The sequence below is a fragment of the Sphingobacterium corticis genome (assembly GCF_042684745.1).
GTDB classification, from domain to species: Bacteria; Bacteroidota; Bacteroidia; order Sphingobacteriales; family Sphingobacteriaceae; genus Sphingobacterium; species Sphingobacterium corticis.
Window position 1 is genome coordinate 121,298 of the sequence record NZ_JBHUMA010000008.1, and the last position, 24,260, is coordinate 145,557.

A 24,260-nucleotide genomic window follows, 5' to 3' on the forward strand; every position below is an offset into this window, starting at 1 on the left:
CGTTTTTATAGTATTTAAGTATTTTGATTCGTTGCTGATAAATCAGGATGATATAGAAAAGTGAATAACCTTAAGCAACAGGTAAATTATCGTTGGCACCCCATTCAGACCAAGATCCATCGTAAATAGAAATGTTCTCATGTCCAATTTGGTAAGCGGCCAACGCCAAGATCGCAGCAGAAATACCTGATCCGCAGGTAAAGATCGCTTGATTATCAGTCAAAATGGGTTCGAACACTTGATGGAGATCGTGCTCACTTTGATAATGAGGACCATGCAGAATGTTGTCGAACGGTAAGTTGCTAGATCCGGGAATATGTCCCGAACGCAATCCCGCACGCGGTTCAGGAGCTGTTCCTTCAAATCGACCTTTACTCCGTGCATCGATAATAGCGACATCAGTATTCAACTTTTCCAAAATATCGTTTTTGCCAGTGAGCCAATCGGAAATAGGCTTAGCTACAAAGTTTCCTTCTTTGATCTGAGTGTTCGATTCATGAATATTGGTCGTTGGTAAACCTGCACTTTTCCACTCAGCAAGCCCACCGTGTAATACATAGGTTTCTGGATGCCCCATGTAACGAAACATCCACCAAGCACGCGGGCTAGAATAGATTCCCCAACGATCGTAGATAACTACAATCGTATCTGCATTAATACCCAAAGAACGTGCTTCCTGTTCGAAAGTTTTTGCATCAACCATGGTATGTGGAAGTGGATTGCTGTGATCCGAAAACTTTCCTTCAATGTCCAAAAAAAGTGAGTTTGGAATATATTCCGCCTGTTTTCCATCAGCATCGATGGATTGATTTACTTTGTCAATCGTCGCATCTAGGATTTTAACATCTTTAGCCTCGCTCAGCCAACGCTGCAAGGTGGCTACATCGATCAATGGTTTGTTTTGCATGTCGTTTTTCTTTCGGACAAATCGAATATAATGAAAAACTGTGGATTTGTAAAGACGTTAATGGGGTTGATAGCGTTTATAGAGTTGATAGATGGTAAGGCGTGAAGTTGTTGATCCAAAAATCTTTAACCTACCAGAACAATCTCAATACGCAATACCCACACCTCAATACTCATACAGCACAAAAAAAAGCGGCTGCCCGATTTGGACAGCCGCTATATGATTTAGATTTCGATCTAAGACTATTTAGAGCCTTTTTCGTCACCTTCCATCTGTTGCTTCAATTGAGCAAGTACATCAAGGTCACCTAAAGTTGATTTCTCTACAGAATCTTTCACTTTTTTCACGGCAGAAGTAGCAGCTTTCGCTTCTTTCTTACGTGCGTTGAATTCTTCTACGCGAGCTTCAGATTTTTTGTCTTCCCAAATGCGTGAGTGAGAAATTACTAAGCGTTTGTTTTCTTTGTTGAATTCAATGATTTTGAAATCATTCGTTTCATCAACTTTCAATACGCTACCGTCTTCTTTCACTGCATGTTTAGATGGACAGAAACCTTCTACACCATATTGAAGAGCAACGATGTTACCTTTATCACCTACTTTGATCACAGTACCTTCGTGAATTGAACCTTCTGTGAAGATTGTCTCGAAAGTATCCCAAGGATTTTCTTCCAATTGTTTGTGACCTAGAGATAATTTGCGGTTTTCTTCATCTAATTCTAGAACAACAACTTCTAATTCTTCACCAACTTTAGTGAATTCGTTAGGATGGTTGATTTTCTTAGACCAAGAAAGATCAGAAATGTGGATCAAACCATCGATACCATCTTCCAACTCAACGAATACGCCGAAGTTAGTCATGTTTTTAACAGCCGCTTTCACTTTAGACCCGATTGGGTAACGCTCAGCGATGTTTTGCCATGGATCTGGAGTCAATTGTTTAATACCTAAGCTCATCTTGCGATCTTCGCGATCCAAAGTCAAAATTTGAGCTTCGATTTCGTCACCTACTTTTAAGAACTCTTGAGGAGAACGTAGGTTTTGAGACCAAGACATTTCAGAAACGTGAATTAATCCTTCAACACCAGGGATGATTTCAAGGAATGCACCGTAATCTGCAACAGTTACGATTTTACCTTTTACTTTAGAACCGATTTCTAGATCAGTACTTAAAGATTCCCAAGGGTGCTCAGAAAGTTGTTTCAAGCCTAAAGCGATACGTTTTTTCTCATCGTCAAAGTCAAGAACAACCACGTTAATTGTTTGATCCAATGCAAGAACTTCTCTTGGATGCTCGATACGACCCCAAGAAATATCTGTAATGTGCAATAGACCATCCACACCACCAAGATCGATGAATACACCGAAATCTGTAATGTTTTTGACAGTACCTTCCAATACTTGTCCTTTTTCCAATTTCGCAACGATCTCTGATTTTTGGTTTTCCAAATCGTCTTCGATCAATACTTTATGCGATACAACAACGTTTTTGAATTCGTGGTTGATTTTAACCACTTTGAATTCCATTGTTTTACCAACGTAGATATCGTAGTCACGAATAGGTTTAATGTCGATCTGAGAACCAGGTAAGAAAGCTTCTACACCTTTGATGTCTACGATCAAACCACCTTTAGTACGTGATTTAACGAAACCGTCAATAATTGCATCGTTCTCCAAAGCTTCGTTGATAGCTTCCCAAGATCTTTGCGTTTTAGCACGCTTACGTGACAATACTAACTGACCGTTTGCATCCTCTTGTGATTCAACAAACACGTCAACTTTGTCACCTACTGATAGCTCAGGAAGGTCGCGGAACTCAGAAAGTGCTACTAAACCATCAGATTTAAATCCAACATTCAATACCACGTCTTTGTTATTGATCGATACTACAGTACCTTCAATAATTTCACCTTGGTTAATTTGATTGAATGTACCTGCGTACTGCTCTTCTAGTTTAGCACGCTCAGCCTCGCTGTAGTTACCGAAGGCTTTCTCATCGAAATCCCAGTCAAAGTCACCTTCTGGTGTACTCAATGTGCTGGTTTTGATTTCGTTGATTAGGTTTGAATCTGCTTCAGATTCGATGGTCTCAGTGTCTTTCACTACTTTAGTGTCAGCACCTTGTAGCTCTGCGTTTTTCGCCGCTAACTCTTTTTCTGCTTCTTGTTTTTTTGCCATTAATTAATTTTCTCCTTTTCCCTGCATTGCAAGGACTGCAAAAATACAAAAAACTTTTATATACAACTATTTATGTGTAAAAAAGATTGCGTACGAACAAGTCAGATGTTTGCACTATTGTTTCGTTTCAGATTCGTTCTCGGACTTGAAAGAATTATATGTGCGCGGACGAACGATTTTGATGCTTTGTTTAGAAAGTGCAATGCTTGCATTTAGCTCAAATCCTACAATTAAAATCAACGCATTCAAATACATCCAAATCATCATAACGATCAGCGTACCAATGGATCCGTATAATTTATTATATGCGCCAAATTGGTTGATGTAGTACGCAAATCCCGAGAAGGTAAGGATAGCCAACACCGTGGCCAGCGTCGCGCCGGGCGTGAAGAACTTCCAGCGTCTGCTGCGACTAGGACCAAATTTATACACGAAACTTACCGTAAAGAAATAAATTCCGAACATGAAAAGCCATTGAACAAATTTGATTAAAAATTGCCAAAACCAACTTAAATCATAATCAATAGTGTTTTTTAAATAATTGATAAGAAAATTTGCGCCGGCATATAAAAAAATCCCAACCGCTAATGCTAATACAATAGCGACGGATAATCCTAAAGCCACTAATCGCTTTTGTCCCCAACTTCGGTCTTCTTTGGAGAGGGACGACTTATTGAAAGTCATCATTAAGGTCGTCATCCCATTGGTTGCAAAAAATGTACAAAGCACGAAACCAACCGACAGCAATCCCGTGTTTTGTCTTTTAATAATATCTTGAAGTGTCACTTCTAGAAATTCGAACGCATTCTGCGGCATCGCTACCTGAATTAACTCCATAAGCTGATCCTGAAAATTGTCTACCGGAATGTAGGGGATCAGCGTAAATAAAAAGATGATTCCCGGAAAAATGGCCAACATAAAATTGTAGGCTAGGGAAGAAGCTTTGTTGATGATCGACTCGCGTGCTATTTCTTGGAAAAAGAATGCAAAGACGGTATATAGTGGTAACGATCCGAATCCGGGAAGCACCGCCGATTTTGTCCAATCAATAAATTTATCGTACGGCTTTAGTCGTAGAAGATTTTTATGGACTTTACTCATTTATTGAAAGTAGGATTTTATTTTATCCATGAAGATATCGGGAGCACGACATGGGCGGTTTTTTTTCATATCTACAAAAACCAATAAGGTTTTACCGGTATTCAGCAACACACCAGATTCGTTGAATAGTTCGTATTCGAAGCAGATTCGCACGCTTGGTAATTCTCGGATAGTGGTTTTAATGGTAATTAAATCATCGTACTTGGCAGGCTGCAGATACTTTGTTTGCATTTCGATAACCGGCATCATCACGCCATTTTCTTCTAGTTCTTTATAAGAAATACCTGTGCTTCGAAACATTTCGGTACGTGCGACCTCGTAATAGGAAGCATAATTGCCATAATACATATATCCCATTTGATCAGTCTCTGCGTAGCGAACGCGTATTTTGTTTTCAAATACAAACATGGTTTACGGCAATTTAAATGTTCTAGCGTTTGATGTTGCGTTCGTCTAAAGCGCGCTGGAATTTTCGTGCATTAACCAAATGATCGGCCATTGTTTTGGCAAATAGATGGTAACCACTGAAATCATCTTTAGCGCACATATAAATGTAATCGTGCTTATCATAGTTCAAAACCGCGTCGATTGAAGCAATGCTCGGCATCATAATTGGCCCCGGAGGCAAACCCTTGTAGCGATAGGTGTTGTATGGATTGTCGATGGTTAAATGTCGATTAAGAACACGTCGGATTGTGAAATCGTTGTTTGCAAAGATTACTGTAGGATCCGCTTGCAAAAGTATGCCTCTTTTTAAACGATTGATGTATAAGCCTGCTATCTTCGGCATTTCGTCGACGTGCATCGCTTCACCTTTCACGATCGCCGCTAACGAACTTACTTCCTGTGTGGTCATATTTAACGCATCTGCTTTCGCTTTGCGATCGGCGTTCCAAAAATTATTGTACTCTGTATGAAAGCGAGCAAAAATCTCTTCTGGTTTGGTATTCCAATAGATTTCATACGTGTTCGGAATAAACATCGAAAATACGTTGTCGCTGGTAAAACCATATTTGGTTGCCACCGCAGTATCTTGAAGTAGTTGCGCAAACTCTGCGGAATCTGCCTCAAATGTTTGCCCAAGTAATCCTGCGAAATTTTCTTTCAAACGCAGGTTTTGAAAACGAAACTTCACCGCTTCTTGATAACCTCCGCGCAAGTTGCCGATAAATCGGCGATTATTCATGCCGGATTCCAAACGATAACGGCCCGGATTAATGTTTTCAGATAAATCCATCGCTTTCGCCATGCGCTCAAACAGCCAATAATGGCGGACGATATTCTCATCTTTGATGCGTCCCAGCACATCATCGTAACTGTCATCGCTGTGCACATAGAAATATTCAGCATCCGTTTGGATGGTAGGTGCTAAGACGGCTAAATAACCAATCCATGCAGCTGCTGACGCGATTGCAAAGATTACAATAACAACGGGAATCCAAATTTTACTTCGTTTTTTTGTTTGAGGATGATTCTGATTCTCCATGTCGCTTATTCGTTAATAGTGGATGGTGCTGTTGGAACAACGGAGTTGGACAACTTCAAGTGGATCGCAGAACCTAAAGAAATAAATTGCGAAGAAATATCCGGCGTTTGCTCCACTACCGTCGCATTCAGCGTATCGCGTGAGCCATCCGCAAAACTGATGTTTCCGATCACCAACCCCAAACCGCGCAAAGCAAATTCCGCCTCGCTGTACGGGAGTCCTACCAATTCCGGAATGTTTACCTGATCATTTCCACGACCATTTCCTAATACCAAATTGATGCGCGATCCTTTAGGAATCATTCGTCCTGCCGTAATAGGCTGTCCACCAAATCGAGCGTCTAAAACGACATCGCGTGCGATGTCATTGATGTAAGTCGTGTCGCCTAGAACCAAAGAGTGGTTTTTAATAATAGAAATTACCTCAATCAAAGTCTTATCGACCACTTCCGGAAATGCAATTTCTGGCGCAGTCTGCGTAATCATCGTAAGATAAATCGTCCGTCCACCTTTTACGGCAGACGCCGGTTCTGGATCTTGATCGATTACCAATCCCGGTCTGGCATCCATTTGATAAACCGAATCCACCTGATATTCCAATCCGGCTTTTTTCAAAATATCGATAGCTTCCCCAATATGTAAACCTTTTAGGACGGGAACTTCCTGCCTGTCGCCATGCTTAGTGTAAACGCGTAGTCCAAAATAAACGAGAACAAACAATGCAATAATACCGACAATTGCATAAATAAGGTTTTTGCGAAAGGTGTTTGTTCTTAGGTAAAGAAAGAATTTTGACATGTTTTATATAAACAATAAAATAAGTTGCTGACTAATTGACCATCTTTTTGTTCTGCATCACGAACATATATCGTAACAACAGTTTGTCGCAAATGTTCAACGCAAATATAAGTATAAACCCGTCTTGTCGTATGTTCGAATTGCAGAGTTGTCGCTTTTGAAGATAGCCTAGTTCTTGGCGAGCCAATTTATCCATTCGAAATTCGTTGGTGGCAAACGGAAAAGATAGTTAGCGATTCACAATTAAATGCGGAAGATAATTTAGTATTTTGTAGCTTATTCTTAGCTCTTCGATATGCTACAACTTTCAAAAATCCTCCTGACGATTATATTTTTTGGTATTGGCGTTATACATTTTTACTGGGCTTTCGGAGGGCTATGGGCTAAGCGACTCGCCATTCCAACTACGCAAGAAGGAGCGCCCTTGTTTGATCCCGGATTAGGCTCTTGTGTAATAATAGGTTTGTTTTTTAGTGTTTTGCTGCTGATTAATCAAAAAGAATTACTTAGGTCTTTGCCCTTGCTTTATGAAAGAGTTCTATGGGCAATCATTGCATTGGTATTTCTTGCTAGAGCGATTGGGGATTTTCAGTATGTCGGTTTTTTCAAATATGTTAAACATACGACGTTTGCGTACCTAGATAATCTTTATTATACACCGCTGTGTTTGTTGATATTCGCCTTAATTGTGGTGAAGCTTGCAGTTCGATAATGTGATCGGAAAGTAGTTATATTTGTTGTCCACAATACAGCATATCAGACAATACTATATGAAAACAAAAATTGCCCTCATTACTGGAGGATATACGGCTGAATCGGAAGTTTCTTTCAAGAGTTCGGCATTTGTTTATACCCAATTAGATAAATCGCTTTATGAAGTGTACGAAATTGCTATCATGCCCGAGCAATGGTACTATGTCAATGATGCTGGGATAAAATTTGAAATTAACAAACAGGATTTTTCACTTATGATGGATGGGCATGTTGTGAAATTTGACATTGCTTTCATTGTTCTCCACGGCAGTCCGGGCGAGGATGGGCGATTGCAAGGATATTTCGATATGATCGGATTGCCTTATACAAGTTGCGATGCGTTAACGTCTGCGTTGACGATGAACAAAGGATATACGAAGGCGGTATTGGCTGGCATTTCAGATTTGTACTTGGCGGATTCAGTGCTATTATTTGCGTCGGATCGCGATAGCGCATCGCAACAGGTGCAAGATCGACTATCGCTGCCCTTCTTTGTGAAGCCAAATGCTGGAGGAAGTAGTATTGGTATGACGAAAGTAAAAGCCGTTTCGGATTTAGATGAGGCGATTGCTAAAGCTTACGATGCAGCACATACCGGGCAGCAAGTATTGGTCGAAGAATTTATTGAAGGAAGGGAGTTCTCACGCGGCATTTTTAAAAATTCGAAAGGCGAGTTGGTGGTTTTACCTGCGTCGGAGGTGATTACCACACGCGAGTTTTTTGATTTCGAGGCGAAATATATTCCTGGTTTAACGGATGAGATTACGCCGGCAGACATTACCGATGAACAAAACGATCGGAGCGAGCGAATTATTAAAGATGTTTATAGAAAGCTTAATTGCCGTGGAATGGTGCGCGTCGATTTTTTTCTGCAAAGCGAAACCGACAAGTTTTACTTTATTGAAATCAATACCACGCCAGGGCAAACGGAACAAAGTTTTATTCCACAGCAAGTACGCGCACACGGTATGTCAGAGACCGAATTCTATACGGAAATTCTAGAGGGTGCATTGCTTGTCGCAAAAACAAATGGTTAAGAAATTGTATATTTGATAAAGCAACATTAGTAGAACAACGATATGATTTTAGTAGCGGACAGTGGCTCATCTAGTTCGGAATGGATGCTACATCTACCAGATAGCGATCCTTTATATTTTAGAACGAAAGGGTTGAATCCCTATTTCGTTAGTGAGCGTGAGATAGCGCGTGTGCTGGGCGAAGTGCCCGAAATAATACCTTATATTTCTGAAGTGCATGAAGTGTACTTTTTTGGTGCCGGATGCCACACGCCGGATCGACGAGAAATCGTTTCCAATGCATTATCAGAAATATTTCCCGGAGCATTTATTTCGGTAGAAACCGAATTGCTGGGATCTGCTTACGCTACGTTAGGAACAAAAGAAGGTATAGTTTGTAATATCGGTACCGGATCGGACATGACCTTCTATGATGGAGAATTTCTGTCTCCCAGTTTACATGGCAATGGCTACGTCTTAGGCGATGAGGGATCTGGAGCTTGGTTTGGAAAACAGCTAATTGTGGATTTCCTGTACGGAAAAATGCCCAGGGATGTTGCGAAATTGTTTGAAGAGCAGTATCGCGTAACTAAGGAAATAGTAATAAAAAATGTATATCAAAAAGATCGGCCGAACGCATATTTGGCATCTTTTGTGCCATTTATGGACGAACATCGGACGAATTCTTATATGGATGATTTGTTGCGAAATGGGTTCGACGAATTTGTGCGTTCGCACATTATGACGTACCCAAATTTTGCAGACCATGAATGTCATTTCGTAGGTCGCGTCGCATTTCATTTTGATCTGCAATTGCGGGATGTTTGTGACTTGCATGGGGTGCGGGTTGGTAAGATTTTAAAAAATCCAATCCATCCGCTCTACGAATTTGTAATCAAGCGAGAATTGGAAAATTCAATCATTTAATTAAAATATTATGGTTTCAATATTATTGTTTTTCGCGCTATTCATGCCCAAGGCAGATGGCGTTTATGATTACACGGTAAAAACGATTGGTGGCAAAGAGGTAAAGCTATCAACATTTAAAGGCAAGAAATTATTGTTGGTCAATACAGCTTCTAAATGTGGTTTTACTAAGCAGTACAAAGATTTACAAGCGCTACATGAGCAACATGGTGATGAGCTGGTAATCATTGGTTTTCCGTCCGATAATTTTGGTGGACAAGAGCTCGACGAAAATGCAGATATTCAAGCTTTCTGCGAGGAAAACTACGGCGTTACGTTTTTACTTTCCGAGAAAGTAGATGTAAAAGGTGAGGAGGCGACTCCATTATTTAAGTATTTGACAGAAGCAGAAAATGCAGACTTTACCGGGCCAATTCAATGGAACTTTGAGAAGTTTTTAATCGATGAGAATGGCAAACTGGCTCACAGATATCGCTCCAAAGTATCTCCTTCAGATCCCGCTTTCGTAAGTGCGGTTGTTCAAAAGTAAATATATGGCTTGGAGGTGTTCCATGTGAATCAACGTAACACCATTTAAACACCGGCATAAGAAACAAACGGTCGATAGCTTTTCTATCGACCGTTATTTGTTTGTGGCCTAGCGAAATCATTTGTTAGACAAGTTGACGTCAACCTACTGAATGGCTTGTTTCGTTGTGTTCGAATGTTTAAGATTTGACTCCTACACTTTCGTACGTCCATTTAAGAATTTTCTTAACCGCGTCTTCAATTCGCTTCATGCCTTCATCTGTGGTCAGATCAATCTCACAGAATAAGCTATCCGTATTTTTTGAATGAAGAACCAAATAATAAATCCCTGCAACAAGCACGCTACTGATCGCACGAAGATCCAAATTTTCCTGATTGATTTCGCGATCTGCGAACGCGAAAAATAAGGCACTCATCTTCTCTCTTTCTTGTGTAACTTTAGACATGATATCGCTTTTTTCGCTTATCTGCCATAAAACTACTTTTTGCATCTCCTCGTTTTTCGCAAATTCTTTCATCTGGTTGATTAACAGCGACTCCAAGAATCCTTTAGAACCCTCTTTTGGCGACTGTCCGAAGTACTCCATAGCACCAACTGTGGCAGCTACCCAGTAATCTTTGTTCTTAATGTAGGTCTCTACCAAGTTCTCTACCGAACCAAAATATAGAGTAACCAATTTGCGATCTACTCCTGCTTTTCTGGAAATATTTGCAATAGTGAGTCCAGTATAGCCTTTTTCCTGTAAAACTGTTCCAACGGCACGAATCAGTTTTCCCATCGTACGCTCTTTGTCATTTTTGACACCGCTGTAAGTTTTTCTTTGTTGTTTAGCCATCATTTATTATCTACTTGTTCAAAACTAGCTATTTATATCCGTAATTTAAAAAAATGTGATCAATTACCTTATTTTTTTAAGACTAATTTTCCCACCTATATCCTGTAATACATTTAATACATAATCTAAGTGCGCATGCGTATGAGTCGCCATCAAGCTTGTTCGAATTCTTGCGTCTTTTTTCGCTACACCGGGATAAACTATGCAGTTAGCGTACACGCCAGCTTGTAATAGCAATTTGGCTACAGCAGCTGTGCGATGCGGGTCACCAATCTTGATCGGGATTATAGGCGATTTGGAATCTCCGACATCGATACCTAGATCAATCAATCCAGATCGAAAGTAAGCAACGTTATTTGCTAATTGTTTTCGCCAATGGGGTTCTTCATCGATTAGCTCCAACGCTTTTATCAGGCCGAATGATGCCGGCGTAGAGGTAGAGGAAAAAACTTGCTGTCGTGATTGATACCTCAGGTAATTGATAAGTTCGGGAGACGCAATGATAAATCCACCTATATGTCCGAGCGCTTTGCTCAATGTTCCAGCAATGATATCTACTTTATGTAGCGCATTGTAAAGCTCAATCGCTCCTCGACCATTTTCTCCTAGCACACCGATTCCGTGTGCATCATCGACCATTAGATAAGCTCCATGCTGTTTAACTAAATCTATGATCTCGTTCAGCTTAGCCAAATCACCGTTTTGCGAATACACGCCATCTACCACTACCAACCTTGTTTTGAACTTATCCTTGGTTTCCAACAATGCTCGTTCCAAGTGAATCATGCTATTATGCGGAAACCGTTTGGTATTTGTTTTTAGCAAACCTTCATAAACGCTAGCGTGTACTTCCATATCGACGATTGCGCAATCATCCGCTTTCAATAGACTTAGCAAAGTTGCGCTATTGGCGGTGTAACCGGTCGTAAATACCAGACTACTCCCTTTAGGGCGGTGGAAGAAAGCGGATAGCTTATCTTCGAGCATGACATGGTATTCATGATGACCGCCAATAAGCGGCGATGCGCCGGCACCAGTACCGTATCTCATAATTCCTTCTATTGCCGCTTCTTTCACAGCAGGATGCTGCGTGAAATTCAGGTAATCGTTGGATACTAAGCTTATGCATGTAGTAGATTTCTTGAGGAAAGGAGAGGTGACGGTAACCGTTGGACCAGAACCTTTTGTAACGAACCTAAAGTTCATTTGATCGTGGTCGACCATATAATCCGTGAAGTTCTTGAAAATTCGCGAAGTAGCGACCATGTCGTAATTCGGAATATTCTCAAACTCTTTGAACGTGGCCGTTTCAAAGTTGATAATATTCATAAGTCGTTTCAATAATTTAGTTTGGTAAATGCAAATTAGAAAAAAAACTTAATCAAATGGCGAGTTTGTGATTTATTTTAATTTGATAGTCAGGTGTTTGAAGCTTTTTTGTATATGTGATTTACGGCGTATACAACTCTTTGCTATCAAACTGGAAATGTTTTTACAGAAAAAAAGCCTACAACATGCACGTTGTAGGCTTAAGCGATTGATCTTTATGAGAACTTAAATCAATTTACAGTAAATGTAAAATGCTGTTCTTTTATTTGAAAGTGTTTTATCTCCCAGGAGTCAAAGACACCTTAAAGTTTCTAATACCGTCGATGTTAACCAATCCATCACTATAAATAGGATCCTCTGCAAAAATTATTATTTCTCCTAAAGTATAATTATAGCTATAGGAAACGCCTTCGATTACAGCTGGTAATTTGTCAAAAGTTTTCCTGCCATCGATACTCATGGAGATGTTCACTACCCCAAAATCAACAATGTCATTCGATAACTCAGGAGCGTCGATGATAAAGTTAGCTCTTCTAGTGTTCTGTCCATTCCAATCTTGAGGTCTTATCTCGTAATCAGGTAAAGTGATCGTTCTAGCTTCTTCAATATACTCTTTGGTACACGAGTTAAATGATAGCAGTGTAGCGGAGGCTATCAGTAGGGATAATAGAATTCTTTTCATGTGTAGTTTGTTTTTAAATATCTCTTAATAGGTATATGCTTCAAAGGTCAGACCTCCATTGCGCACCCAAGGTTTAATACTGCTTTAACAAAAATATTGCCACAAAAAAAGACGCTACGTAGCAGCGTCTTTTTTTTAATGATTTCTGGATTACTTTTTCTTGTCGGATTTGGATTCGACATCGTCGTCTTCCGTAGCTTCGGTAGCTTTCCCGGAAACAACAATCAGATCTTTATCCTTGTCATATTCAACCAAAATCGTTTCTCCACTTTTCAAATCTCCTTTCAAGATTTCTTCTGCAATTGGATCTTCCAAATGTTTTTGGATAGCACGTTTTAATGGGCGCGCTCCAAAATTGGAATCATAACCTTTTTCTGCAATGTAATTCTTCGCATCTTCAGATAATTCGATAGAATGACCTAGATCGGAGATTCTTCCGAATAAGGCACGCAATTCGATGTCGATGATTTTGAAGATATGTTCTTTCTGCAAAGAGTTGAACACAATCACATCGTCAATACGATTTAAGAATTCCGGCGCGAAAGCACGTTTTAGTGCTGTTTCGATCACACCGCGAGAGTGCGAATCTGCTTGGTTTTCTTTTGCTGCGGTGGTAAATCCAACACCTTGACCAAATTCTTTCAACTGGCGTGCGCCAATATTGGAGGTCATAATGATAATGGTGTTACGGAAATCAACTTTGCGACCTAAACTGTCCGTAAGCTGTCCTTCATCCAAAACTTGCAATAGTAAATTGAATACATCCGGATGCGCTTTCTCAATCTCATCTAGAAGCACCACTGCGTATGGTTTGCGACGAACCTTCTCTGTCAATTGACCACCTTCTTCATAGCCTACATATCCCGGAGGCGCACCAACTAATCTGGATACCGCGAATTTCTCCATGTACTCACTCATGTCGACTTGGATTAGCGCATCTTCCGTATCAAACATGAAACGAGCTAATTCTTTCGCTAATTCCGTTTTACCAACACCGGTAGGGCCCAAGAAAACAAATGAACCAATTGGTTTCTTCGGATCTTTCAATCCTGCACGTGTGCGCTGAATGGCTTTCACCAATTTTTGAACCGCTTCATCCTGACCGATAATTCTACCTTTCATGGATTCGCCCATGTTCAATAATTTTTGGCTATCGGTTTGGCTAACGCGTTGTACCGGAATGCCCGTCATCATCGCAACCACTTCGGCTACATTGTCTTCGCTCACCGTATGGCGTTTGGTTTTTGTTTCCTCTTCCCAAGCCGCTTTTTCGCGTTCCAATTCTTCGATTAGTTTCTTTTCCGTATCACGAAGCTTAGCCGCTTCCTCGTATTTCTGACTGCGGACAACCTTGTTTTTCTCCACTTTCACCGCTTCGATTTTTTCTTCGATATCGATGATTGCCTGAGGAACATGGATGTTTGTCAAATGTACGCGTGATCCAGCTTCATCCAAAGCATCAATCGCTTTGTCTGGCAAGAAACGATCCGTAATATAACGTGTTGTCAACGTAACACAGGCTGCAATCGCTTCATCGGTATACGTCACATTATGATGTTCCTCGTATTTATCTTTGATGCGGTTCAGAATCTCGATTGTTTCATCGTGGCTAGCCGGTTCGACCGTCACCTTTTGAAAACGGCGATCCAAAGCACCATCTTTCTCGATATACTGACGATATTCATCTAAGGTTGTTGCTCCAATACATTGGATTTCTCCGCGTGCCAAAGCCGGTTTGAACATATTTGATGCGTCCAATGATCCTGAAGCACCGCCCGCGCCGACAATCGTATGAATTTCATCGATGAATAAAATCACATCCGGTGATTTCTCCAACTCATTCATCACTGCTTTCATACGTTCCTCGAACTGACCGCGGTATTTTGTTCCGGCTACTAAAGAAGCCAAATCCAAAGTAACCACGCGTTTGTTAAATAAGACACGAGAAACTTTACGTTGTACAATGCGCAGTGCCAAACCTTCCGCGATCGCTGATTTACCAACGCCCGGCTCACCAATCAAGATTGGATTGTTTTTCTTCCGGCGCGATAGAATTTGCGATACGCGTTCGATTTCCTTTTCACGACCAACAATTGGATCTAAACGGCCTTCTTCGGCTGCTTTTGTCAAATCGCGACCGAAGTTGTCTAATACTGGCGTTTTGGATTTGATGTCCGAAACTTTTTTCGGCTGCGCGAATTGCGCATCATCATCCCCAAAATCGTCATCGCCTGAAGGCGTACCTGCTGCTTCGCTCGTAATATCGGGTTTGTTTTGAGCTAATTCACTTTTAAATAGCTCGTACGTAACCTGATGTTTGTTTAATATTTGTGAGGCAATGTTGTCTTCGTCGCGAAGAATGGCCAATAGCAAATGTTCGGTGCCGATAATATCACTTTTGAAAATCTTTGCTTCCAAGTAAGTAACTTTCAATACTTTTTCTGCTTGTTTGGTTAGCGGTACGCTGCTAATCGGCGTGCGAGACATCGATGAACCTTTTACGGCATCTTCGATGGATTCGCGCACAGCCGCCATATCCAATCCGATGTTTTTTAGAACATGAATTGCTACACCATCCCCCTCACGAATCAATCCCAACAAAAGATGTTCCGTGCCGATGTAGTCGTGCCGCAAGCGCAACGCTTCCTCCCGACTGTACGAGATCACATCTTTTACTCGTGGTGAAAATTTAGCTTCCATCTATAAACCTTTCTAATTTTTTGTTCCTATCGTAAATGTAAGTAAAATAAAAAATAACCCTTACGTTAATCTTTCAATAATTTATCAACAATCGCGCCACCGACATGGTGTGTTCAAATTGGCAGGATTTGCCTGCAAATCGCTATATTTGTAGGATAAATATTACCGTTTTTACTATGTCAGACGAAAAAATAATCTTTTCGATGGCAGGGGTATCCAAAGTATTCCCACCATCTAAACAAGTACTTAAAAATATATATCTATCCTTCTTTTACGGTGCCAAAATCGGTGTAATCGGATTGAATGGATCAGGTAAGTCTTCCTTGCTGAAAATTATCGCCGGATTGGATAAATCTATCCAAGGGGAAGTTGTTTTCTCGCCCGGATATTCTGTGGGATATTTGGAGCAGGAACCGCAATTGGATCCGGAAAAAACGGTAAAACAAATCGTTGAAGAAGGGGTTGCTGAGATCACGGCGATCTTGCAGGAATACGAAGAAATCAACGAAAAATTCGGCCTTCCGGAAGTGTATGAAAATGCCGATGAGATGGACAAATTATTGGAACGTCAAGGTGTTTTACAAGATAAAATTGATGCTACCAATGCTTGGGAATTGGATAGTAAGTTGGAGCGTGCAATGGACGCATTGCGTTGCCCGGATCCGGATGCGCTAATTGCCAATTTGTCAGGAGGAGAACGTCGTCGCGTGGCACTTTGTCGTTTGTTGTTGCAAGAACCAGATGTTTTATTGTTAGATGAGCCAACGAACCACTTGGATGCAGAATCTATCGATTGGTTAGAACAGCATTTGAAACAATATCAAGGAACGGTAATCGCGGTGACGCACGACCGTTATTTCTTAGATAATGTTGCTGGTTGGATTCTAGAACTAGATCGTGGTGAAGGTATTCCATGGAAAGGCAACTATTCTTCTTGGTTGGATCAGAAAGCGAAACGTTTAGCACAAGAAGAGAAACAGGAAACCAAACGTCAGAAAACGTTGGAGCGTGAGTTGGAGTGGGTGCGCATGGCACCAAAAGCACGTCACGCGAAATCGAAAGCGCGTTTGCATAATTACGAGAAATTAGCTTCTGAAGAAACGCAAGATCGCGAAGCGAAATTGGAACTATTTATTCCGCCAGGCCCACGTTTGGGAAATGTTGTTATCGAAGCCGATTCTATTTCGAAAAGTTATGGCGATCGCATCTTGTTTGAAAACTTAAGTTTCTCTTTACCTCCGGCTGGAATCGTCGGTATTATCGGTCCGAATGGTGCGGGTAAAACCACGTTATTCCGCTTAATTACCGGACAGGAAGAACCTGATACCGGAACCTTTAAAGTGGGTGAAACGGTCGCTTTAGGCTATGTGGATCAAATGCACCATGATTTGGATCCGGAAAAATCAGTTTGGGAAAACATCACGGATGGCAACGAAAACATTAATCTAGGAAACAGAGCCGTGAATTCCCGAGCGTATGTTTCGAAGTTTAACTTTAATGGTGCAGATCAACAAAAGAAAGTTGGCGTATTATCCGGAGGAGAGCGTAACCGGGTGCATTTGGCGATCACGTTGAAAAAAGGTTCGAACGTTTTATTGCTGGATGAGCCAACTAATGATATCGATGTAAACACATTGCGTGCTTTGGAAGAAGGATTGGAAAACTTCGGCGGATGTGCGGTAGTTATTTCCCACGATCGCTGGTTCTTAGATAGAATATGTACGCACATTTTAGCCTTTGAAGGCGATTCTCAGGTTTATTTTTACGAAGGAAACTATACCGAGTACGAAGAAAATCGCAAGAAACGTTTGGGTGATGTTGCGCCACAACGAATTAAATACAAAAAACTGGTCAAATAGCCTAAGCTGACGCACTGTGGATAATGCAAAATTACTGGAAGCCATTATTGCGCACGCTATTGATGGTATTATCACGATCGATGATCGCGGATTGATAGAATCAATCAATCCGGCGGCGTTGGCGCTGTTTGGTTATGAAGCGCAAGAAGTCGTTGGCCGAAACATTAGTATTTTGATGCCGGAGCCTGATCGTAGTAAGCATGATTCGTATATCCACAATTACGAACGCACTGGGCATGGAAAGATTATTGGCATTGGAAGGGAAGTGCTGGGACGAAAAAAAGATGGAACAACATTTCCTTTCCGACTTGCCGTGAACGAGGTTTTCTATAAAAACCGAAAAATATTTACGGGCTTCATCCACGATTTAACGAAGGAAAAAGCAGCGGAAGATCAGCTTCGTCAATACGCGGTGGAATTGGAAGCGAAGGTAAGTGATCGCACGAAAGATTTGATTCGTTTGGTTTCCGAGCTGGAAGAAGCGAAGCTGGAAGTGAGCTTATCGTTGGAAAAGGAGAAGGAGCTCAATCAGTTGAAATCTCGATTTGTTTCGATGGCTTCGCATGAATTTCGCACGCCCTTAAGTTCTGTACAATTATCTGCTTCGCTCATCGATAAATATGCACAGAAACCGGATTTGGCTGCGGTTTCTAAACATACAGCACGTATAAAAGGTTCGGTTCAACTGCTCAATACGATTTTGAACGATTTTCTATCCTTAGAAAAACTGGAAGCAGGAGTTGTTAATGCGCAGAAGATTCCGGTCAATATTGTTCAATTGTCGGAGGAAATAGCGGAGGAAATGCAGTTAATTTGCAAGAACAATCAAAACATTGTTTATCAGCACACCGGAGCGGAAGGCAATTTTCAGATTGATCCACATTTATTGAAAAATAGCATCATCAATCTGATTTCAAACGCGATTAAATATTCCGGCGAGGATACGTACATCGAGTTTTCTACAGAAATTCAGGACGATAACTTGTCGGTTACGGTGAAAGATAACGGAATCGGAATTCCGTTGGAAGAGCAACAGAATCTGTTCGAGCCATTCTTCCGTGCGCACAATACTGGAAGCATTCCGGGAACAGGATTGGGATTGAATATCGTGAAACGATACGTGGAGCTGATGGAAGGCGAGCTTTCTTATTGGTCTGAACTGAATGCGGGCGCGCGCTTTAAAATGACATTTACCGCATAGCAATACCTATTTTATTATGGCAACGCAAAAGCAGAAAGTATTAATTATCGAAGATCATTTGGAGATTCGGGAAGGTACGGCCGAAATTTTAGAACTGACCGACAATTACGAGGTGCTAACGGCGGCAAACGGTCGGGAAGGTGTCGATTTGGCATTGGAGCATATCCCGGACTTAATTCTTTGCGATATTATGATGCCAGAATTGGATGGTTACGGCGTGTTGTATATGTTAGGGAAGTACGAAACCACTAAAAATATTCCGTTCATTTTCTTGACGGCAAAAACAGAGCGTGCGGATATTCGCAAAGCGATGGAAATGGGTGCGGATGATTATCTCACAAAACCTTTCGATGATATCGAACTGCTGAACGCTATCGAAGTTCGTTTAAAAAAGCGCGAACAACAGCTTGCTAGTGCGCAAGATAATACCGAGCGCTCCGACGATGCTACGCAAGATGCGCTGCTGGATCAATTGGTGGGAGAAGCACGCATGAAACGGGTGAAAAAGAAGCAAATGCTTTACGAAGCGGGCGATATGCCGCACTTTGTTTATTATGTACGACAAGGTAAAATCAGGACGTTTTTAAGTTATGTGGATGGTCGCGAATTGTCCACTTCGATCATTGCGGAGCAACAACTTTTCGGTTATGAATCCCCTTTGTTGAATATTCCATATTCAGACAATGCTGTTGCGCTGGAAGATGCGGAGGTCGCATTGCTTCCTAAAGAAGCTTTTTTCGAACTGCTCTACCGAAAACCCAATTTGGCAGGGAAAATTATTCGTTTACTTTCGGGCAATGTGCAGGCTAAAGAAAAACAAATGCTGGGTTTTGCTTATGATACGGTCCGCAAACGGGTGGCAAATGCGCTTATCGAAGTGGCTGAAAAATCTGCTCCCGAGCAAGACAGCTGTTCGATCCGGATTTCACGGGAAGATTTGGCAGCATTGGCTGGGACGGCAAATGAAACAATCAGCCGGATGCTGGCAGATTTCAAGGATGAAAAATTGATCACTAAAGCAGGTAACTCCATTGTCATTGCTTCCGTCAACCAACTTAAACGCATCAAGCACTAAACCTTCCTGTCTCTTCGCACCATAGGTGACGAAGATCACTTTTTTTGCTGATTAGCTACACGGCGGCGCCCTTTGGTGTCCGCTATCTTTGTTTATGGTCTTTGGTAACAAGTTAAACCGACAACAAGATATGAGAGTGATCGCTTACAGCATATTGGAACATGAAAAGGCATTACTTACTAAAGTAAATGCTAAAGTGCACGATTTTACATTCATCTCGAATGCATTGAATTCGGATACTGTACATTTTGTGGGAGGCAAGGAAGTGATTGTTGTTTCCGAGCGCGATCAGTTGGATTCGGAGATATTATCGAAACTTTATGAACTGGGCGTGCGTAGTGTTATTACGCGAAGCGTGAACACGGATCACATCGATCTAAATGCGGCAGGACAGTTGAAAATGCATGTCGCAAATACGCCATTTGCTGACCAATCGGAATATGGTATTGCCGAACAAACGATTCAAAACTTACACAATTGGATGATGGGAGGTTGCGCAGGATTGGCCTGCCAATGTCGCATGGATTGCGCGAATAAGCAAATCGACGAGATAGGGAAGGGAGAGCGTCATGCAGGATAACCTAAACGCATTGATCGAAAAATATAATGTGGCCGCACCGAGGTACACGAGCTATCCGACTGTGCCGTATTGGAATAACGAAGGATTTAGCAAATCGGAATGGATTCAGGCATTGAAATCTCGTTTTGATCGTAATCCTGAGCAAGGAATTAGCGTCTATATCCATTTGCCATTTTGTGAAAGCTTGTGCACATATTGCGGATGCAATACGCGCATTACGCGCAATCATCAGGTAGAACAGCCTTATATAAAAGCTTTGCTCAAAGAATGGGAAATGTACAAAGCTACCTTGGGAAATCAAACCTTGCAAATTCACGAAATTCACCTCGGTGGCGGTACGCCGACGTTCTTTGCACCGGAGCATTTGGAGCAGTTGATAAAAGGGATTTTGGAAGGAAACACGATCAGCGAAAATCACGTTTTTTCATTTGAAGCACATCCCGCTAATACATCAAAGGAACATCTTCAAACACTTTTTGATTTAGGTTTTCGACGCTTGAGTTTGGGTATTCAAGATTTCGATAGCGAAGTACAACGTGTAATCAATCGGAAACAAAGCGTAGAAGATGTGGAGCGCGTGGTGCGAGAAGCGCGTGGGATAGGTTACACCTCCATCAATTTTGATCTGATTTATGGTTTGCCACTGCAATCGTTGGAATCCGTGGCAAATACGGTAGCTGTTTCTTTGGCGATGAAGCCCGATCGAATTGCGTTTTACAGTTATGCGCACGTGCCTTGGTTGAAAAAAGGTCAACGTCATTTTACGGAAAAGGATCTTCCGGTCGGTAGCGCCAAATTGGAATTGTACAAATTGGGTCGTCGGATGATGTTGGATGCAGGTTATGCAGATGTGGGCATGGATCACTTTGCTTTACCTGATGATAGCTTGTTCCTGTCAGCAAAGAACGGTGCTTTGCATCGTAATTTCATGGGATACACCGAACAATATACGCCTTTGCTTATCGGACTTGGGGTTTCTTCCATTAGTGACGCTTGGTCTGCGTATGCTCAGAATGTGAAAACGGTGGAAGAATATTATTCGTTGATAGAACGAGATGAATTGCCGGTTTTTCGGGGGCATATTTTGACTCCGTCGGATGGAATAACTCGGAAATACATTTTGGAACTGATGTGTCGGGATCGTGTTTGGTTGAAAGATAATAGCGATAGTGAAATTATTAAGCTTCGTTTGCAGGAATTGATTGAGGATGGATTGGTGGATATTCTCGGACATGAAGTTCGCGTAACTATGAAAGGAAAAATGTTCGTCAGAAATATCTGTACAGCTTTCGACGATTATCTGCACCGCCAAGAGCAAGATTCTATTACCCGATTCAGTCAGGCGGTATAATCCTAATCAATTAATCCATTCATCATGGCGTCCGAATTATTACTCAATCAAGTTTGCTATCACTGCGGAGACGATATTGGGCCTGCGCCTTATCACTTGGCAGGTCATCAGTTTTGCTGTTTAGGTTGTCAGACGGTTTACCAAATCGTTCACGACAATGGGATGGATAGCTATTATAAATACAACCAGCATCCAGGAAAATCGCAAAACAGCACAAAAAGCGCTGATCTAAACTATTTGGACGAGCCCAAAATCATGGCGCAGTTGGTAGATTTTATGGATGAGGAGCGCGCGATTATTACGTTCTATATTCCTGCCATTCATTGTAGCTCCTGTATTTGGTTGCTCGAACATTTGTACCGACTGGATAAAGGAATTGCACGCGGGCAAGTCGATTTTATGAAGAAGCAAGCCAGTATTGTTTTCGATTATCGAACGATATCGCTTCGCGCTTTGGTGGAACTGCTTATTTCTTTGGGTTATGAGCCCAAAATCACTTTGCAGGATGTCGTGCAGGAGAATAAGAAGATTAACCAAAATGATCTAATCGCCAAAATCGCGGTCGCAGGTTTTTGTTTTGGAAACTCGATGATGTTGAGCTTTCCGGATTATTTTGGCATGGCATCCTTCGAGAAGCATTACGCACATTATTTCGGCTACCTGAATTTAATCTTGGCGCTACCCGTATTTTTCTATAGCGCTTCCGGTTATTTTCAGTCGGCGTGGACAAGTTTGCGTCAGCGCCGATTGAATTTAGATGTGCCGTTGGCTTTAGGTATTTTGGTTTTATTTCTGCGCACGGCATTTGAGGTATTATCTCAAAGCGGTCCTGGATTCGGCGATACCTTATGTAGTTTGGTGTTTTTTATTCTGATCGGACGTTGGGTGCAGCAACGCACTTACCATCATTTGTCCTTCGAGCGGGATTATCGCTCTTATTTTCCGGTGGCTGTTACTGTGTTGGAAGGGAAATCGGAGCGCGCCGTGCCTTTGGCGGATTTACGCGTAGGCGATCGGATTTGGATTCGGCATAATGAAATTATTCCGGCAGATGCTATTTTGCTTCGCGGAGAAGGTGCCATTGATTTCAGCTTTGTGACTGGTGAATCCAAGTTGATTCAGAAAGGATTGGGTGAAATGATTTATGCTGGAGGTCGGCAGATGGGAGAGGCTATGGAGTTAGAAGTTATGAAGCCTGTTTCGCAAAGTTATCTGACAAGACTTTGGAATAACGATCAAATGAATGCGAAGCCCAAAGAATACCAAACTTTTGTAGGTTTTATCAGCAAATACTTCACGGTAACCTTGGTTTCTGTTGCGGTTCTCGCTTGGTGTTACTGGTTTTTCTTAGGAAATACGCAATACGCATGGTCGGCATTCACTGCCGTTTTGATTATAGCTTGTCCATGTGCGCTGGCGTTGAGTTCGCCGTTCACGCTTTCCGCAGCACTGAGTATCTTCGATAAGAATAGATTTTATGTGAAAAATGCTGCGGTGATTGAGCAGATGGCAGCTATCGATTGCTTGGTGTTCGATAAAACGGGAACGATATCTTCCCCGTCATCTGCACGTATGTTTTGGGAAGGAACGATGTCAGATTCGGAGGCTGCAATTGTCGCATCGGTTTGTCGACATTCTTCTCACCCGCTCAGTCGCGAGATTGTTCAATTTCTACATATTTCCGATTACCAATCCGTAGAAAGTTTTACAGAAGTCGCAGGAAAGGGAATTGAAGCGCAATGTGATGGGGTACATATAAAAGTTGGAAGCGCTCGATTTGTGGGCGAACCACGTTTCAACGACGGAACATCCATATTCGTGATGATAAATAATGTCGTGCGCGGTGCTTTTCATGTTGAGCAATCTTGGCGGGCAAAATTAAACGATACCTTATCGGAACTATCGAAAAGCTTCTCGATGCATTTATTATCTGGAGATAATGAACGGCATCAGTCGGAGATGAAGTTGACATTCCCAGAAAATGCATTGTTGTTATTTAATCAAAGTCCTGCCGATAAGCTGGCGCAGATATCCGGCTGGCAGGAGCAAAGCAAAAGCGTTGCGATGATAGGAGATGGCCTGAATGACGCAGGAGCGTTGCGAAAATCGGATTTGGGGATTGCTGTGAGTGATGATATTAATAACTTCTCACCCGGATGTGATGCTATTCTTGACGGAGCACACTTTGAGCAGCTACCCAACTTCTTTCGGTTTGCGAAAGATGCGGTAAATGTGATCCGAATGAGCTTTGTGATTTCGGTATTATATAATGTGGTAGGATTAAGTTTTGCAGTGCAAGGAATCATGTCGCCATTGTTTGCAGCGATTCTTATGCCATTGAGCACGGTGACGATCATCTCTTTTACCAGTTTAACTACGCGTTGGTTTGGGAGAAAACAGAAATTGATCTAGAAAAATATAAAGCGATGGGAATTATTTTTGTACTAATTGGATGTAGCGCATTAGTCGCGGTATTGTTTTTAATGGCTTTTTTCTGGGCAAATAAATCAGGTCAGCACAAGGATGTGGATACACCTGCGTATCGCATTCTGTTTGATGATGAAGTGTCCGAAAAATAATAGTAAAAAAATCTCCTTGCATTTCAGGGTTTTAGCTTTGCTAGAACATCAAAAAGCAAAAAAGGTTTTGCGGGAATGAAAAAGGTTTCTACCTTTGCACCACTCCGCAAGGGAGGAATGGTAGTGAGAGAATGGAAAAAGGGAGTTTTTGGGGCTATAGGCTTAGAAAACGACTGGATTCAAAATGGGAAGACTTCAAAATTATTTTCAAATAAAATTTGCAAGATCAGAAAAGTTTCCTACCTTTGCAATCCCAACCGAGAGGAAGGGGAAACAAAATGAAAGGTTAAGCTCGCAAGAGTAAAACATAAGATGCCAAAGCGCGATGCGGCGGCGAGAGAGTTCTTTAAAGAAATGATCATGTAGCGTGGCGAGT

21 protein-coding genes are annotated in these 24,260 nt (G+C 41.6%); 11 read left to right on the plus strand and 10 right to left on the minus strand.

What is annotated here, in order from left to right:
* Positions 1–70: 70 nt before the first annotated feature.
* The 6 genes from ACFSQ3_RS14460 to ACFSQ3_RS14485 form a co-directional block, all read right to left on the minus strand.
* Positions 71–907: a sulfurtransferase gene (locus ACFSQ3_RS14460; RefSeq protein ID WP_380870284.1), complete on the minus strand. Its 837-nt coding sequence runs from the start codon at positions 905–907 to the stop codon at positions 71–73.
* 242 nt (positions 908–1,149) lie between these two features.
* Positions 1,150–3,084, minus strand: coding sequence for a 30S ribosomal protein S1 (gene rpsA / locus ACFSQ3_RS14465; RefSeq protein WP_380870285.1), 1,935 nt, complete (start codon positions 3,082–3,084; stop codon positions 1,150–1,152).
* 114 nt (positions 3,085–3,198) lie between these two features.
* Positions 3,199–4,185, minus strand: a complete 987-nt coding sequence (locus ACFSQ3_RS14470) for a YihY/virulence factor BrkB family protein (RefSeq protein ID WP_380870286.1) — start codon at positions 4,183–4,185, stop codon at positions 3,199–3,201.
* Entirely contained in the window at positions 4,186–4,593 is a 408-nt protein-coding gene (locus ACFSQ3_RS14475; RefSeq protein WP_380870287.1) for an acyl-CoA thioesterase, read from the minus strand.
* A 22-nt stretch (positions 4,594–4,615) separates the two neighbouring features.
* Positions 4,616–5,671 (minus strand): endolytic transglycosylase MltG, encoded by a 1,056-nt coding sequence (gene mltG / locus ACFSQ3_RS14480; protein ID WP_380870288.1) that lies wholly within the window; start codon positions 5,669–5,671, stop codon positions 4,616–4,618.
* A 5-nt stretch (positions 5,672–5,676) separates the two neighbouring features.
* Positions 5,677–6,468, minus strand: a complete 792-nt coding sequence (locus ACFSQ3_RS14485) for a PASTA domain-containing protein (protein WP_380870289.1) — start codon at positions 6,466–6,468, stop codon at positions 5,677–5,679.
* 295 nt (positions 6,469–6,763) lie between these two features.
* Here ACFSQ3_RS14485 and ACFSQ3_RS14490 point away from each other — a divergent pair, with 295 nt between their 5' ends.
* The 4 genes from ACFSQ3_RS14490 to ACFSQ3_RS14505 are packed head-to-tail and all read left to right on the plus strand — an operon-like array spanning position 6,764 to position 9,693.
* The gene (locus ACFSQ3_RS14490) at positions 6,764–7,180 is read left to right on the plus strand and encodes a DUF3995 domain-containing protein (protein ID WP_380870290.1); all 417 of its coding nucleotides are present in this window, start codon (positions 6,764–6,766) and stop codon (positions 7,178–7,180) included.
* A 58-nt stretch (positions 7,181–7,238) separates the two neighbouring features.
* Positions 7,239–8,258 carry a D-alanine--D-alanine ligase gene (locus tag ACFSQ3_RS14495; protein WP_380870291.1) on the plus strand — a complete coding sequence of 340 codons (1,020 nt, stop codon included), beginning with the start codon at positions 7,239–7,241 and terminating at the stop codon, positions 8,256–8,258.
* Between the two features lie 42 nt (positions 8,259–8,300).
* Positions 8,301–9,164: an N-acetylglucosamine kinase gene (locus tag ACFSQ3_RS14500; protein WP_380870292.1), complete on the plus strand. Its 864-nt coding sequence runs from the start codon at positions 8,301–8,303 to the stop codon at positions 9,162–9,164.
* Positions 9,165–9,174: 10 nt separating this feature from the next.
* Positions 9,175–9,693, plus strand: coding sequence for a glutathione peroxidase (locus ACFSQ3_RS14505; RefSeq protein WP_380870293.1), 519 nt, complete (start codon positions 9,175–9,177; stop codon positions 9,691–9,693).
* Positions 9,694–9,871: 178 nt separating this feature from the next.
* Here ACFSQ3_RS14505 and ACFSQ3_RS14510 read toward each other — a convergent pair whose 3' ends face one another.
* From ACFSQ3_RS14510 to ACFSQ3_RS14525, 4 genes are all read right to left on the minus strand, one after another.
* Positions 9,872–10,528 carry a TetR/AcrR family transcriptional regulator gene (locus tag ACFSQ3_RS14510; protein WP_380870294.1) on the minus strand — a complete coding sequence of 219 codons (657 nt, stop codon included), beginning with the start codon at positions 10,526–10,528 and terminating at the stop codon, positions 9,872–9,874.
* A 63-nt stretch (positions 10,529–10,591) separates the two neighbouring features.
* Positions 10,592–11,857 (minus strand): aminotransferase class I/II-fold pyridoxal phosphate-dependent enzyme, encoded by a 1,266-nt coding sequence (locus ACFSQ3_RS14515; protein ID WP_380870295.1) that lies wholly within the window; start codon positions 11,855–11,857, stop codon positions 10,592–10,594.
* 277 nt (positions 11,858–12,134) lie between these two features.
* Positions 12,135–12,539: a hypothetical protein gene (locus ACFSQ3_RS14520; RefSeq protein WP_380870296.1), complete on the minus strand. Its 405-nt coding sequence runs from the start codon at positions 12,537–12,539 to the stop codon at positions 12,135–12,137.
* 150 nt (positions 12,540–12,689) lie between these two features.
* A complete protein-coding gene (locus ACFSQ3_RS14525; protein ID WP_380870297.1) occupies positions 12,690–15,239 on the minus strand; it encodes an ATP-dependent Clp protease ATP-binding subunit in 2,550 nt (849 codons plus the stop codon).
* A 176-nt stretch (positions 15,240–15,415) separates the two neighbouring features.
* Here ACFSQ3_RS14525 and ettA point away from each other — a divergent pair, with 176 nt between their 5' ends.
* The 7 genes from ettA to ccoS all read left to right on the plus strand — a co-directional run bounded on the left by ettA (position 15,416) and on the right by ccoS (position 23,884).
* Positions 15,416–17,098: an energy-dependent translational throttle protein EttA gene (gene ettA, locus ACFSQ3_RS14530; RefSeq protein WP_380870298.1), complete on the plus strand. Its 1,683-nt coding sequence runs from the start codon at positions 15,416–15,418 to the stop codon at positions 17,096–17,098.
* 16 nt (positions 17,099–17,114) lie between these two features.
* Positions 17,115–18,299, plus strand: a complete 1,185-nt coding sequence (locus ACFSQ3_RS14535; RefSeq protein ID WP_380870299.1) for a PAS domain-containing sensor histidine kinase — start codon at positions 17,115–17,117, stop codon at positions 18,297–18,299.
* 16 nt (positions 18,300–18,315) lie between these two features.
* A complete protein-coding gene (locus ACFSQ3_RS14540) occupies positions 18,316–19,374 on the plus strand; it encodes a response regulator (RefSeq protein ID WP_380870300.1) in 1,059 nt (352 codons plus the stop codon).
* Positions 19,375–19,504: 130 nt separating this feature from the next.
* Positions 19,505–19,954, plus strand: a complete 450-nt coding sequence (locus tag ACFSQ3_RS14545; RefSeq protein WP_380870301.1) for a lactate dehydrogenase — start codon at positions 19,505–19,507, stop codon at positions 19,952–19,954.
* A complete protein-coding gene (gene hemN / locus ACFSQ3_RS14550) occupies positions 19,944–21,305 on the plus strand; it encodes an oxygen-independent coproporphyrinogen III oxidase (protein ID WP_380870302.1) in 1,362 nt (453 codons plus the stop codon). The genes ACFSQ3_RS14545 and hemN overlap by 11 nt, the downstream gene beginning before the upstream one ends.
* 24 nt (positions 21,306–21,329) lie before the next feature.
* Complete coding sequence (locus ACFSQ3_RS14555; RefSeq protein ID WP_380870303.1) at positions 21,330–23,717, plus strand: heavy metal translocating P-type ATPase; 2,388 nt, start codon at positions 21,330–21,332, stop codon at positions 23,715–23,717.
* 14 nt (positions 23,718–23,731) lie between these two features.
* A complete protein-coding gene (gene ccoS / locus ACFSQ3_RS14560; protein ID WP_380870304.1) occupies positions 23,732–23,884 on the plus strand; it encodes a cbb3-type cytochrome oxidase assembly protein CcoS in 153 nt (50 codons plus the stop codon).
* The last annotated feature ends 376 nt before the right edge of the window (positions 23,885–24,260 follow it).

Coding starts and splice junctions, on each gene's coding strand:
- ACFSQ3_RS14460 (WP_380870284.1), bottom strand. CDS start 907: ATGCAAAACAAACCATTGATCGATGTAGCCACCTTGCAGCGTTGGCTG.
- rpsA (WP_380870285.1), bottom strand. CDS start 3,084: ATGGCAAAAAAACAAGAAGCAGAAAAAGAGTTAGCGGCGAAAAACGCA.
- ACFSQ3_RS14470 (WP_380870286.1), bottom strand. CDS start 4,185: ATGAGTAAAGTCCATAAAAATCTTCTACGACTAAAGCCGTACGATAAA.
- ACFSQ3_RS14475 (WP_380870287.1), bottom strand. CDS start 4,593: ATGTTTGTATTTGAAAACAAAATACGCGTTCGCTACGCAGAGACTGAT.
- mltG (WP_380870288.1), bottom strand. CDS start 5,671: ATGGAGAATCAGAATCATCCTCAAACAAAAAAACGAAGTAAAATTTGG.
- ACFSQ3_RS14485 (WP_380870289.1), bottom strand. CDS start 6,468: ATGTCAAAATTCTTTCTTTACCTAAGAACAAACACCTTTCGCAAAAAC.
- ACFSQ3_RS14490 (WP_380870290.1), top strand. CDS start 6,764: ATGCTACAACTTTCAAAAATCCTCCTGACGATTATATTTTTTGGTATT.
- ACFSQ3_RS14495 (WP_380870291.1), top strand. CDS start 7,239: ATGAAAACAAAAATTGCCCTCATTACTGGAGGATATACGGCTGAATCG.
- ACFSQ3_RS14500 (WP_380870292.1), top strand. CDS start 8,301: ATGATTTTAGTAGCGGACAGTGGCTCATCTAGTTCGGAATGGATGCTA.
- ACFSQ3_RS14505 (WP_380870293.1), top strand. CDS start 9,175: ATGGTTTCAATATTATTGTTTTTCGCGCTATTCATGCCCAAGGCAGAT.
- ACFSQ3_RS14510 (WP_380870294.1), bottom strand. CDS start 10,528: ATGGCTAAACAACAAAGAAAAACTTACAGCGGTGTCAAAAATGACAAA.
- ACFSQ3_RS14515 (WP_380870295.1), bottom strand. CDS start 11,857: ATGAATATTATCAACTTTGAAACGGCCACGTTCAAAGAGTTTGAGAAT.
- ACFSQ3_RS14520 (WP_380870296.1), bottom strand. CDS start 12,539: ATGAAAAGAATTCTATTATCCCTACTGATAGCCTCCGCTACACTGCTA.
- ACFSQ3_RS14525 (WP_380870297.1), bottom strand. CDS start 15,239: ATGGAAGCTAAATTTTCACCACGAGTAAAAGATGTGATCTCGTACAGT.
- ettA (WP_380870298.1), top strand. CDS start 15,416: ATGTCAGACGAAAAAATAATCTTTTCGATGGCAGGGGTATCCAAAGTA.
- ACFSQ3_RS14540 (WP_380870300.1), top strand. CDS start 18,316: ATGGCAACGCAAAAGCAGAAAGTATTAATTATCGAAGATCATTTGGAG.
- ACFSQ3_RS14545 (WP_380870301.1), top strand. CDS start 19,505: ATGAGAGTGATCGCTTACAGCATATTGGAACATGAAAAGGCATTACTT.
- hemN (WP_380870302.1), top strand. CDS start 19,944: ATGCAGGATAACCTAAACGCATTGATCGAAAAATATAATGTGGCCGCA.
- ACFSQ3_RS14555 (WP_380870303.1), top strand. CDS start 21,330: ATGGCGTCCGAATTATTACTCAATCAAGTTTGCTATCACTGCGGAGAC.
- ccoS (WP_380870304.1), top strand. CDS start 23,732: ATGGGAATTATTTTTGTACTAATTGGATGTAGCGCATTAGTCGCGGTA.